The 11820-nt window shown below is 70.7% G+C and carries 15 protein-coding genes; 2 read left to right on the top strand and 13 right to left on the bottom strand.

Annotated elements, in window-relative coordinates:
• Positions 1-105: 105 nt before the first annotated feature.
• Both ABDW35_RS21410 and aat read right to left on the bottom strand, forming a co-directional pair.
• Positions 106-1017 carry an N-acetyltransferase gene (locus ABDW35_RS21410; RefSeq protein WP_343715904.1) on the bottom strand — a complete coding sequence of 304 codons (912 nt, stop codon included), beginning with the start codon at positions 1015-1017 and terminating at the stop codon, positions 106-108.
• Positions 1014-1664, bottom strand: coding sequence for a leucyl/phenylalanyl-tRNA--protein transferase (aat, locus tag ABDW35_RS21405; protein WP_343715903.1), 651 nt, complete (start codon positions 1662-1664; stop codon positions 1014-1016). Before aat ends, ABDW35_RS21410 begins: the two co-directional genes overlap by 4 nt.
• Before the next feature lie 315 nt (positions 1665-1979).
• Between aat and trpS the strand changes: the two genes are divergently transcribed.
• On the top strand, positions 1980-3020 hold the full coding sequence (gene trpS, locus ABDW35_RS21400) for a tryptophan--tRNA ligase (RefSeq protein WP_343715902.1): 1041 nt from the start codon (positions 1980-1982) through the stop codon (positions 3018-3020).
• A gap of 9 nt (positions 3021-3029) precedes the next feature.
• Here trpS and ABDW35_RS21395 read toward each other — a convergent pair whose 3' ends face one another.
• The 9 genes from ABDW35_RS21395 to ABDW35_RS21355 all read right to left on the bottom strand — a co-directional run bounded on the left by ABDW35_RS21395 (position 3030) and on the right by ABDW35_RS21355 (position 10136).
• On the bottom strand, positions 3030-3950 hold the full coding sequence (locus ABDW35_RS21395; RefSeq protein ID WP_343715901.1) for a hypothetical protein: 921 nt from the start codon (positions 3948-3950) through the stop codon (positions 3030-3032).
• Between the two features lie 167 nt (positions 3951-4117).
• Positions 4118-5026, bottom strand: coding sequence for a hypothetical protein (locus ABDW35_RS21390; protein WP_343715900.1), 909 nt, complete (start codon positions 5024-5026; stop codon positions 4118-4120).
• A gap of 148 nt (positions 5027-5174) precedes the next feature.
• The gene (gene accC, locus ABDW35_RS21385) at positions 5175-6512 is read right to left on the bottom strand and encodes an acetyl-CoA carboxylase biotin carboxylase subunit (protein WP_343715899.1); all 1338 of its coding nucleotides are present in this window, start codon (positions 6510-6512) and stop codon (positions 5175-5177) included.
• Complete coding sequence (gene accB, locus ABDW35_RS21380) at positions 6512-6964, bottom strand: acetyl-CoA carboxylase biotin carboxyl carrier protein (RefSeq protein WP_343715898.1); 453 nt, start codon at positions 6962-6964, stop codon at positions 6512-6514. The genes accC and accB overlap by 1 nt, the downstream gene beginning before the upstream one ends.
• 7 nt (positions 6965-6971) lie before the next feature.
• On the bottom strand, positions 6972-7436 hold the full coding sequence (gene aroQ / locus ABDW35_RS21375) for a type II 3-dehydroquinate dehydratase (RefSeq protein WP_274519200.1): 465 nt from the start codon (positions 7434-7436) through the stop codon (positions 6972-6974).
• A gap of 86 nt (positions 7437-7522) precedes the next feature.
• Positions 7523-8014, bottom strand: a complete 492-nt coding sequence (locus tag ABDW35_RS21370; RefSeq protein WP_343715897.1) for a TPM domain-containing protein — start codon at positions 8012-8014, stop codon at positions 7523-7525.
• A gap of 1 nt (position 8015) precedes the next feature.
• Complete coding sequence (locus ABDW35_RS21365) at positions 8016-8948, bottom strand: YgcG family protein (RefSeq protein WP_343715896.1); 933 nt, start codon at positions 8946-8948, stop codon at positions 8016-8018.
• Positions 8945-9508, bottom strand: a complete 564-nt coding sequence (locus ABDW35_RS21360; RefSeq protein ID WP_343715895.1) for a TPM domain-containing protein — start codon at positions 9506-9508, stop codon at positions 8945-8947. The genes ABDW35_RS21365 and ABDW35_RS21360 overlap by 4 nt, the downstream gene beginning before the upstream one ends.
• Position 9509: 1 nt before the next feature.
• Positions 9510-10136 carry a LemA family protein gene (locus ABDW35_RS21355; protein ID WP_343715894.1) on the bottom strand — a complete coding sequence of 209 codons (627 nt, stop codon included), beginning with the start codon at positions 10134-10136 and terminating at the stop codon, positions 9510-9512.
• Between the two features lie 144 nt (positions 10137-10280).
• Here ABDW35_RS21355 and ABDW35_RS21350 point away from each other — a divergent pair, with 144 nt between their 5' ends.
• Complete coding sequence (locus ABDW35_RS21350; RefSeq protein WP_343715893.1) at positions 10281-10526, top strand: hypothetical protein; 246 nt, start codon at positions 10281-10283, stop codon at positions 10524-10526.
• 7 nt (positions 10527-10533) lie between these two features.
• On the opposite strand, the gene ABDW35_RS21345 is transcribed toward ABDW35_RS21350, so the two are convergent.
• Both ABDW35_RS21345 and ABDW35_RS21340 read right to left on the bottom strand, forming a co-directional pair.
• A complete protein-coding gene (locus tag ABDW35_RS21345; RefSeq protein WP_343715892.1) occupies positions 10534-11142 on the bottom strand; it encodes a LysR substrate-binding domain-containing protein in 609 nt (202 codons plus the stop codon).
• 2 nt (positions 11143-11144) lie between these two features.
• On the bottom strand, positions 11145-11820 hold a 676-nt coding region (locus tag ABDW35_RS21340; RefSeq protein ID WP_343715891.1), incomplete at its 5' end, for a methyl-accepting chemotaxis protein.

Below are 11820 nucleotides of genomic sequence, written 5' to 3'. Positions count from 1 at the left end.
GCGAGGAGGCGAAGCCGACGAAGCAATCCAGGGGCCGGTGCGCACCGGCCCCTGGATTGCTTCGCTGCGCTCGCAATGACGGTGCTGGCTATGAGTAAGGCGCGGCTACCCGGCCGGCACGTCCTTGGCATAGACCGGGATGGTCTCGGTAACGGCGAAGCCGTGGCGGCGGTAGAGGGCCAGGGCGGCGTCGTTCACCGCCGCCACCTCCAGCACCGCGGTGCCGGCCCCGGCCGCGTGCAGCCGGCGCAGGCTCTCGGCCACCAGGATGTCGCCCAGCCCGCCGCCGCGATGCTCCGGGTGGCGGCCGATCAGCGCGACATCGCCCTCGCCGCCAGGGGCCGGCGGCGGATGCACGCGCAGGAAGCCGGCCACGGCGTCGCCGCGCAGGATCAGCCCATGGTTCTCCGGCATCGCCCGGGCGCGGGCCGCGAAGCTCTCGAAATCCGGAATGCTGGCGCCGGGGACCGGCGTCATCGCGCGGCAGACGGCCTCGTGCTGGCTGCGCATCGTCGCCTCGGTCGGCGGCGACCAGCGCAGCCCTTCCGGCAGCGGCGGCACCGGCGGCAGGGGCGTGTCGAGCGGCCGGTGCATCACATGCATCCGGTAGGCCTCGCGATAGCCGCGGGCCTCGAGATCGGCCGCGCGACCCTCGAACACATCCTCGGTGCCGACTTCCAGGCTGCGCCGCGGCCCGGCGGCGGTGGCCGCCTCGGCCTCGTCCAGCAGCAGCGCGGCCAGCGCGTCGCCGTTGCAGCCGGGCAGCAGGCACAGCGGCACCAGGATCGCGGCGTTGCGGCCGTTGGTGGTGGCGTCGACCACGGCGGCGACGGCGACCCGCCGGCCCTCGGCATCGACCACGTCGATGATGCTGCCCGACCCCAGCACCAGGGTGGACAGGCCCCAGCGCGGATCAAAGGGCGTGGTCGGCACCGGATGCGCCGCGACGAAGCGCAGCAGCGCCTCATCGATCGGGCCGGGCGGCACCGGCCGGCGGCGCAGGGGCAGGGCGGTCATGGCTCCTCGGCCCGGTTGTGCAGCAACCGTTCCAGCTCCGGCCCGGGATCGGCGGCGGCCCAGTCCGGCCGCAGCGCCAGGGCGGCGTCCAGGCGGCGGCGATACTCGGCGCGCTCGATCTCGATGGTGCCGAAGCGGGCCAGATGGTCGGTCACGAACTGGGTGTCCAGCAGGGCGAAGCCGGCGGCGCGCAGCCGGGCCACCAGATGGACCAGCGCCACCTTGCTGGCATCGGTGGCGCGGCTGAACATGCTCTCCCCGAAATAGGCGCCGCCCAGGGCCACGCCATAGAGGCCGCCAACCAGCACGTCGCCGTCCCAGCTCTCGATGCTGTGGGCGAAGCCGGCACGATGCAGCGTGGTGTAGAGGGCGACGATCTCGTCGTTGATCCAGGTGTTCGGCCGGTCCGGCGCGGGCGCGGCACAGCCGGCGATCACGGCGTGGAAGGCCTGGTTGGCGGTCACCTTGAAGCGGCCGGCCCTGATCGTGCGGGCCAGGCGGCGCGGCACATGCATGCCGTGCAGCGGCAGGATCCCGCGGCGCGGCGGGTCGAACCAGTGCAGTTCGGGGCTGTCCGCCGATTCCGCCATCGGGAACAGGCCGGCGGCATAGGCGCGGAGCAGCAGCTGGGGCGTGACGCGGGTCATGGCCGGGACCGGAAGGTTGCCCCAGGGATATGGTGCGGCGCGGCGGTCATGTCCCGTCGATAGCGGAGGGGAGGGGCCGCGTCCACCCGTCGCCGTCCTTTCGGCCCTGTCTTTTCCCGACAGCCCGGCTGCTGTAGGATGCCCGCCATGACGAAGACCGCGACCCTGTTCCGGAATTGGTGGCGCAGCGCCTGACGGCGGCTGCGCGTGCTTCGTCCTGCACCCAAGGCCGCTCCGATGGAAGCGGCCTTTTTCATGTCCCGAGACGGCGATCCATCCGAGCGGCCCTTCACCCTGCTTGAAAGGATTCGCTCCATGTCTGCCCTTGCCCTCGAGACCCCGGCGCCCGAGGTCGCCGCTTCCGATGTCGTGCTGACCGGCGACCGGCCGACCGGGCCGCTGCATCTCGGGCACTATGCCGGCTCGCTGGCCAACCGGCTGCGGCTGCAGCGGCTGTGCCGGCAATTCGTGCTGATCGCCGACCTGCAGGCGCTGACCGACAATGCCGCCGATCCCGGCCGGGTCAGCCGCAACGTCATGGAGGTGGCGCTCGACTACCTCGCCATCGGCCTCGACCCCGCCCGCAGCGCCATCGTGCTGCAATCGGCGGTGCCGGAGATGGCCGAGCTGGCGATGCTGTATCTGAACCTCGTCACCGTGGCGCGGCTGGAGCGCAACCCGACGGTGCGGGAGGAGATCCGTCAGCGCGGCTTCGCCCGCGACCTGCCGGCGGGGTTCCTGTGCTACCCGGTCAGCCAGGCGGCCGACATCACCGCGGTGGCGGCGACGCTGGTGCCGGTCGGCGCCGACCAGGCGCCGATGCTGGAGCAGACGGTGGAGATCGTGCGCGCGATCAACCGGTTGGCCGGCGCCGCGGTGCTGCCGGAGTCGCGCATCCTGCTGTCGACCACGCCGCGCCTGCCGGGGCTGGACGGCCAGGGCAAGGCCAGCAAATCGGCCGGCAACGCCATCGACCTGCGCGACGATTCCGACACGGTGCGCGCCAAGATCCGCCGCATGTACACGGATCCCAACCATCTCCGGGTCGAGGATCCGGGGAAGGTCGAGGGCAATGTCGTCTTCGCCTATCTCGACGCCTTCGACCCCGACCCGGCGGCGGTGGCCGACCTCAAGCGCCGCTACCGCGCCGGCGGGCTGCCGGACATGGCGGTGAAACGCCGGCTGGAGGAGGTGCTGGAGGCGCTGCTGGGCCCGATCCGCGAGCGCCGCGCCGCCCTGGCGCGGGACCCCGGCGAGGTCCGGGCCGTCCTGCGCCGGGGCACGGAGGCGGCGCGGCAGCAGGCGGCGCAGGTGCTGGACGCGGTGCGCGGCGTGTTCGGGCTGGTCCGGCCGTGAGCGCCCGGCTCAGTAGCTGGCGGTGAGGTTCAGCCGCTTCACCAGCTCCATCAGCTTGGCCGCTCCGCCCGATTCCATCGCCGCCACCTCGGCGGCGGCGAGCGGCGGCTGCGGCGCGACCGAGAGCCGGAACGGCCCGCGCGGCTGCGGCATGGACTGGATGAAGCGGCCGATCGCCGACACCGACGCCTCGGGCACGCCGGCCCCGGTCAGCACGACCAGGGCGGCCATGCCCTGCGCCTTGGCCGCGGCGACCGCCCCCTCCGGGTCGGTCTCGCCGTCCGGCAGGGCCATCAGCAGCGGCAGCAGGGCGATGCTCTCGAACATGCCCTGGTTGTCGAACTCCACGGTCAGCGACCGCAGCGACAGCCCGGCCACGAACTCCGTGTCCGGCATTGAGTCGGCGGCCAGCGTGTCGAGCTTGATGCCCTGGATCGCGGCGGTGACGGTCAGATGGCCGATCGTCTCGCCGCGGAAGGTGGCGTCGCGGATGGTCAGGACATCGGCAGCCCTGTCGTAATCATAGTCGAAGGTGATCTCGAGCGGCTTCTGCACCAGCTTCATCTGATAGGCGTTGGCCGCGGGCAGGGCTGGCGCGAAGAAGCGGATGCCTTCGGCGCGGAGCGACAGCGTCAGTGGCGCCCGGTCGGTGTAGAAGCGCTCGAAATCGATCCGGTCGAGGGTCAGCGCCCCCACCTTCCAGCCCTGATACCGGCTCAGCGACAGCTGCAGGTCGGTGTAGCGGCAGCCGGTATCGCCGACCGGCGTCACCTGGCCGACCGTGGGCGCCTCCTCGGTCGCCTTGCCGAGCATCGGGAGCAGGTCGCGGCAGCGCTGCACCGGATCCGCCGGCACCGGAGCGGCCCAGGCGGGCAGGGCGATGCCGGCCACTGCGACGAGGGCTGCGGCGGCGATCCGGATGCGGGTCATGGTCATCTCCGTCTCGGTCGGGTCGGGCGGGCTCAACAGGTCACGGTCAGGTTCATGCGGCCGCCATCAGCGCGAGGATCGCCACAATCTTCATGCCGGTCTCCCGAAACGACGATGGCCGGGGATCGCCCCGGCCATCGCGTCACATCAGGTCCGATCGCAGCCGATCAGTTGTAGGTGACGGCGACGTTCAGGCTCTTCACCAGATCCATCGACTTGGCGTCGCCCGGCTTGATCGTGGCGAACTGGGCCAGCGGCACCGGGGCGGACGGGTCCATCGAGATGGTCAGCGGGCCCTTCGGCGCCGGGAAGTCCTGGGCGAAGGCCATCAGGCTCTTCACCGCGGCCTCCGGCACGCCGATCGCCGACAGCGCCGCCATGCCGAGGACGGCCTGGCTCTTGCCCTGCTCGATCGCGGTCTTCGGGTCCTCACCCTGGGCGGTCGCGAAGGCGATCACCTTGTCGATGATGCCCTTGTTCTCGAAATGCAGCTTGATCTTGCGCAGCGAGGCGGTGCCCAGCAGCTGGCTCGGGTCGGCCGCGGCCGTCGGGTCGGCCGAGTTGATGCCGTCCAGCGCGCCGTCCAGCGACAGCTGGCCCAGCGAGTCGCCGCTGAGCTCGAACTGGTTCAGGCTGAACTGCTTGCTGCCCTCGTCCAGCCGGTAGTCGATGGCGACGTTGAACGGATCTTCGCCGAGGACGGCCTTGACCTGCGGGTTGTCGATCGAGATGCCCTTGGCCTGCGCCGTCATCGTGTTCGACGGCTTGCTGTCATAGGCCTTGGCGAAGTCGAGCTTGTCGATGGTCAGCTCTTCGATCGAGACCGTCGTCGGGGTCTCGCCCGCCGCGACCTTGTCGGCCGGCTCGGTCATCTTCACATCGGTGAACTTGCAGCCGGAGTCGCCATAGGACTCGACCGACCCGACCTGGGCATTGTGCATCGGTGAGTCGGCCGGGGCGATGGTCAGCAGCCCCTTGCAGCGCTCGACCGGGTCGGACGGGACCTCGGCCGCAAACGCCGGGGCGGTGATCAGCGCGACCAGGGCCGCCGCCGTCGAAGCACGAAACACGCTCATCAAGCATCTCCTCGCATATCGGGGCGGCACCGGACCCGCAGACCAGCCTGCGACAGCGATCGCATCCCCTCGATCGCCATCCCGGGCGCGGCGCCCGGGACACCGCATAGTCTTAGTCTCAGATTTAGGCTGAATTCTGGCTAGGGCCCTATTTCGCCATCAGCCTTTCGAGCCAGCGGATGTCGTAGTCGCCATTGATGAAGTCGGGTTCCGCGATCAGCCGGGCATGCAGCGGCAGGGTCGTCTTCACCCCGTCGATGACATATTCCTCCAGCGCCCGCCGCAGCCGCATCAGGCATTCGTTGCGGGTGCTGCCGCGCACGATCAGCTTGGCGATCAGGCTGTCGTAATGCGGCGGGATGCGGTAGCCGTCATAGATCGCGCTGTCGACCCGCACGCCCAGGCCCCCGGGGGCGTGGTAGCCGTCGATCCGGCCCGGGGAGGGGGTAAAAGTCTCCGGGTCCTCGGCGTTGATCCGGCACTCGATGGCGTGGCCCTGGAACTCGATGTCGGCCTGGGTGTAGCCGAGCGGCGCGCCGGTGGCGACGCGGATCTGCTCGCGCACCAGGTCGATGCCCGAGATCTCCTCGGTGATCGGGTGTTCGACCTGCAGCCGGGTGTTCATCTCGATGAAGTAGAACTTCCCGTCCTGGTACAGGAACTCCATCGTGCCGACGCCGCGATAGCCCAGCTTGCGCGCCGTCTCCGCCGCCAGCCCGCCGATGAAGGCGCGCTCCTCGGCGTTGAGGGCGGGCGATGGGGCCTCCTCGATCACCTTCTGGTGGCGGCGCTGGATCGAGCAGTCGCGCTCGCCGAAATGCACCACGTTGCCGTGGGTGTCGGCCAGCAGCTGGATCTCGATGTGGCGCGGATGGTCGAGATATTTCTCGATATAGACGCTGTCGTTGCCGAAGGCGGCGCGGGCCTCGTTCCGGGCCATCGTATAGGCCTCGGGGAACTCGGCATCGGCCATCGCGACCTTCATGCCCTTGCCGCCGCCGCCCGCCGTGGCCTTGACCAGCACCGGATAGCCCATGTCGCGGGCCAGCGCCTGGGCCTCCTCGACCGTGTCGACGGCGCCGTCGGAGCCGGGGACGACCGGCAGGCCGGCGGCCTTGACCGCGTCCTTGGCCGCGATCTTGTCGCCCATCACCCGGATGTGCTGCGCGGTCGGGCCGATGAAGGCGAAGCCGTGCTCCTCCACCATCTCGGCGAAGCGGGCATTCTCGGCCAGGAAGCCGATGCCCGGATGGATGGCGTCGCAGCCGGTGATGGTGGCGGCCGAGAGCAGGGCCGGGATGTTGAGGTAGCTGTCGCGCGCCGACGGCGGGCCGATGCACACCGCCTCGTCGGCCAAGCGCACGGCCATGGCGTCGCTGTCGGCCGTGGAGTGCACGACCACGGTGCGGATGCCCATCTCGCGGCAGGCGCGGTGGATGCGCAGCGCAATCTCGCCGCGATTGGCGATGAGGACCTTCTCGAACATCAGTCGATCACGACAAGCGGTTCGCCGAACTCGACCGGCTGCGCGTCCTCGACCAGGATGGCGCTGACCGTGCCGGAGCGCGGGCTGCGGATCGGGTTCATCACCTTCATGGCCTCGACGATCAGCAGCGTCGCGCCCTCGGCCACCTTGTCGCCGACCTTGACGAAGGCGCCGGCGCCGGGCTCGGGCGACAGGTAGACGGTGCCGACCATCGGCGAGGTCACGGCGTTCTTCGGCGGGCCGGCCGGCGTTGCCGGGGCGGCGGCCGGGGCCGCGGCGGCGGCGGCCGGGGCGGCCACGGGGGCGGGGGCATAGGCGGTGACCGGCGCCGGCTGGCGGTTCAGCCGGATGCGGCGGTCGCCTTCCGAATACTCGATCTCGGTCAGGCCGGTCTCGTCGAGGAGCTTGGCCAGGCCGCGGACGAATTCGGGATCGAGGTTGAAGGTGGTCATCTGGTCTTCACCGGTCGGTTTCGAGGAGCCGCGCCATCGCCTGCAGGGCCAGAAGATAGCCATGCACGCCGAGCCCGCACACCACACCCGTCGCCGCCAGCGAGACATAGGAATGGTGCCGGAACGCGTCGCGGCGGAAGATATTGGAGAGATGGACTTCGATCACCGGAAGTTCCGCGGCGTTCAGCGCGTCGAGGATGGCGACCGAGGTGTGGCTGTAGGCGCCGGCATTGACGACGATGCCGTCATGGGCGGTGCGGGCCTCCTGGATCCAGGTGACCAGCTCCCCCTCATGGTTCGACTGCCGGAAATCGATCTCGAGCTCCAGCTGCTCGGCCTCGTCGGCGCAGGCCTGCTCGATATCGGCCAGCGTGTCCCGGCCATAGATCTCGGGCTGGCGCACGCCCAGCATGTTGAGGTTGGGGCCGTTGAGGATAAGGACCGTCGGCCGGTCCGACTGGATCGCCGTCACGCGTCACTGCTCCCGGAGTCAATAGCGCCGGGCGTATCATAGGCAGTGCGGCTTTCACAAGCACCGTCGCAGAAACCTGTCATGGTTCACAGGATGACAGGGGCGTCCGGCAGCTCGTCGGGGTTAGCGTCACCGGGAGCGGCCGGCCAGGCCCGCAGCAGCTCGCCGTCGATCGCGGCCAGCGCCTCCAGCACGCCCTCCTCGTAGCGGCCGGCCCGGAACCGGTCCTGCAGCGCGGCGCAGATCCGCGGCCAGGCGGCGTCGTCGACCCGGGCGGTGACGCCGCGGTCAGCGACGATCTCGATCCGGTGGTCGGCCAGCAGCAGGTACAGCAGCACGCCGGTCGCCTGCGCCGTGTCCCATACCCGCAGCCGGCCGAACACCTCCAGCGCCCGGGTGCGGCTGTCGCGGATGTGATGGGGGGCCGAGGCCTCGACCGCGATTACGATCTCGCCCAGGTGGCGGCGCTCGGCGCCGCGGATGGCGTCGTGCAGCCGGGCCATCACCGCCGGGCCGAAATGCCGGCGCAGCAGCCGGTGGCCGTGCCATTCGGCGACGGGGCGGAACCGCCTGAGCATGCTACCAGCTTCCGGACGCACCGCCGCCTCCGCTCGATCCGCCGCCGCCGCTGAAGCCGCCCCCGCCGGAGCCGCCGCCCGACCCGCCGCCGAAGCCGCCTCCACCGAAGCCGCCGCCGAAACCGCCGGATCCGCGGCGATTGCTGAAGGTGCCGCCGCCCGGCCCGCCGAGAACGCCGCCGATGCCGCCGAGAATCACCGCGCCGATGGCGCAGAAGGCACCGAAGAAGACCATGCCGGTCAGGCCCCAGCCGATGCCGCCCGCGACCAGCGCGCCCCCGGCGGCCGGCAGCGGCATCGGCAGCCCGGCGCCGCGCAGAACGGCGCGGATGGCGGCGCCGAACAGGATCGCCGGGATGACATAGGCGAACAGGTCCTGCGGCGCCTCGCGCCGGCTCTCCGGCGGGGGCGGCGGCAGCGCCTCGCCGTCGATCAGCCGGATCAGGCTGTCGACGGCGGCACCCAGCCCGCCGGCGAAATCGCCCTCGCGGAAGGCCGGGGTGATCTGCTCGCGGACGATGCGGCCGGCGGTGATGTCCGGGATCGCCCCCTCCAGCCCGTAGCCGGGCTCGATCCGCACCGTGCGGTCGTTCTTGGCCACCAGCAGCAGCACGCCGTCATCGACGCCCTTGCGGCCCAGCTTCCACTGGTCGAAGACGCGCCGCGCGTACTGCTCGACAGTGTCGGCGCCGGTGGTCGGCACCAGCAGGATGGCGATCTGCGCGCCCTTCTGCTGCTCGACCGCGGCCAGCTTGCTCTCCAGCGCCTGCCGGTCGGCGGTGGACAGGGTGCCGGTCAGGTCGGTGACGCGGGCGCTCAGCTGCGGCACCGCGACCGGCTGCTGGGCCAGGGCCGTCGCGGCGAAGGCCAGTTGCAGCAGGATCGTCAGCGCGGCGAGGAAGCTGCCTGCCCGGGTGCGGATGGCAGCGGTCATGCCGCGTCTCGCAGTGCTGGGGCGGCGATGCGTCCGGCATCCGTGCCGTTTCGAGGCCTCGGCAGGTCGGCCCCCTGGATCCGGGGAACCAGCACCGACACGGCCCGGGCCAGGCCGCCGGCGAAGTCGCCCTTCCGGAAGGCCGGCACGATCGTGTCCCGGATGATCGCGGCGGCTGCGTCGTCCGGGATTGCCTGCTCCAGGCCGAGTCCGATCTCGATCCGCACCGTGCGGTCGTCCCTGGCGACCAGCAGCAGCACGCCGTCATTGATGTCGCGCCGGCCGAGTCCCCAGGTGTTGAAGGCCCGCAGCCCATAAGCGTCGATGCTCTCCGGCCCGGTGGTCGGGATGATCACGACGGCGATCTGCGCGCCGAGGCTGAGCTCGATCCAGTCCAGCCTGGTCTCGAGCACGCGGCTCTGGTCCGGGGTCAGGGTGCCCGTCAGGTCGAGGACGAGGCCGTTCAGCGGCGGCACGGCGACAAGCTGCGCGGCGGCGGCCGGCAGGGCCGGAAGCAGCAATCCGGCCATCAGGGCCAGCCGGCGCAGCATCGCCGTCATGCTAGGGCTTCGGCGCCGGCGCCGGGGATGTGCCGAAATCGACCTTGGGCGCGGTCGAGATCGCGGCTTCGTTCTCGACGCTGAAATTGGGCTTGGCGCTGAAGCCGAAGAGGCCGGCGACCAGGTTGCCCGGGAAGCGGCGGACGCTGACATTGTAGTCCTGCACCGCCTGGATCGACCGGTTGCGGGCCGTGGTGATCCGGTTCTCGGTGCCCTCCAGCTGGGTCATCAGATCCCGGAACAGCGTGTCGGATTTCAGCTGCGGATAGTTCTCGGTCACCACCAGCAGCCGCGACAGGGCGGAGGACAGCTCGCCCTGCGCCGCCTGGAACTTCTGCAGCGCCGCCGGGTCGTTCAGCGTTTCCGGCGTCACCTGAACGGTGCCGACCTTGGCCCGCGCCTCGGTGACCTGGGTCAGCACATCCTTTTCCTGGGCGGCGTAGCCTTTGACGGAGTTGACCAGGTTCGGCACAAGGTCGGCGCGGCGCTGGTACTGGTTCAGCACCTCGGACCAGGCGGCCTTGACCGTCTCGTCGCCGGCCAGGAAGCGGTTATAGGCGCTGCCGCCCCAGATCGCGGCCACCACGACCACGACGACGATCACGATCAGCCCGGTGAAACGACGCATCCGATCCCCCTCGATCAGCGGAGCGAGCCCGCGGATTGCACCACTAACTCTCGGCGGGGGCAATCGTGCCATCGAACTGCCACGGGAATGCCTTCCCATTCAGCGGAGTCCCGAATCGTTTCGCACCGCAACAGGAATTGAGAAATGGGCAAGCTCATCAGCGTGCTGATCGGCGTCGTCGTCGCCGTCGTCGTGGTGTTCGGCTTCACCTGGTACCGCTACGTCACCAACACCAGCAGCCCCTATGACGAGGTCGGGATCGAGCTGAACAGCCGCATGCCGGCGCCGCTGCGGGACTGGGGCTGCACCCAGCTGAAGGCGCATTTCGCCGGCGCCCTGCCGCCCTATGGCTGCCAGTCGGCCGACGGCAAGGCCTGGGCGGTGCAGTGAGAGCGACCTAAGCCGCCAGCGCTTCCGGCCGGCCGACCGAGTCGTGGATCTGCTCGGCCAGCCGGGCGGCGGCGGGCGTGCGCGGCCGGGCGCCCCAAGCCAGGCCGATCTCCAGCGAGGGCAGGGGCGGCAGCCCGTCGCGCTCGCCCAGCACCCGCATGCCCTCCGGCAGGCTGCAGCCCACCACCACGGCCACGGCCAGCCCGGCGCGGACCACGGCCAGCAGGCCGACCAGGCTGGGGCTGGAATAGGCGATGCGATAGGGGCGCTGCGCCGCGGCCAGCGCCTCCAGCGTCACGCCGCGGGCAACGCAGCCGGGCTCGTACAGGGCCACCGGCAGCGGCTCCTCCGCCTGCGGGTCGTGGTCGGGCGACCCGAACCAGACCAGCGGTTCGCGCCGCAGCAGCTCGCAATAGGCCTGGAAATCGCGCAATTTCAGCGCACGCAGGCGGCGCAGCAGGCGGCCCTGCACCAGCTGGCGCTTGTGCTCGCCCAGCGAGATGCCGCACTGCTCGTACACGAAGGCGCGCAGGAACTCGAACTCCGCATTGCCCAGCGACGGTCCGCCCATGGCGGCCACGCCCGCGTTGTTGTCGACCGTGGCAGCCATGCTCATGCTCAGAATTCCTTCCAGGAACCCGCGTCAGCGGCTTCGCCTCGCGGCGCGCGCGGCGCCGGCGCGTTGGAGCTGCGCACGGCGGCGAACACCGCTTCGGCCTCGGCCATCACCGACTGCGAACGCGCCTTCTCGGTCGCCACTTCGGCGTTGCCTTCGCCCAGCTGGAAGAAGCCGACCTGGCGTGCCAGTTCGCCGGCCTGCTCCTGCATGGCACGGGCGGCCGCAGCGGCCTCCTCCACCAGCGCGGCGTTCTGCTGGGTCATTTCGTCCATCTGCAGCACGGCGTGGTTCACCTGGTCGATGCCGGCCGACTGTTCCTGCGACGCGGCGGCGATCTCGGCCACGATGTCGGTGACCTTCTTCACGCTGTCGACGATGTCGGCCAGCGCCTTGCCGGACTGGTCCACCAGCGACGAACCCACGCGCACCTTCTCCGCGCTGTCGTTGATGAGGCCCTTGATCTCCTTCGCCGCGCCCGCGCTGCGCTGGGCAAGGTTGCGCACTTCCGTCGCCACTACCGCGAAGCCGCGGCCCTGCTCGCCGGCACGCGCTGCCTCGACGGCGGCGTTGAGCGCCAGCAGGTTGGTCTGGAAGGCGATCTCGTCGATCAGGCTGACGATGTCGGAGATCTTGCGGCTGGAGTCGTTGATCTCGCGCATGGCCGAGCTGGCCTGC

This window comes from Inquilinus sp. (genome assembly GCF_039594555.1).
In the GTDB taxonomy this organism is placed as follows: Bacteria; Pseudomonadota; Alphaproteobacteria; order DSM-16000; family Inquilinaceae; genus Inquilinus.
Note: the sequence above shows the minus strand (reverse complement) of the source record. Positions and strands in the feature narration are given on the sequence as shown.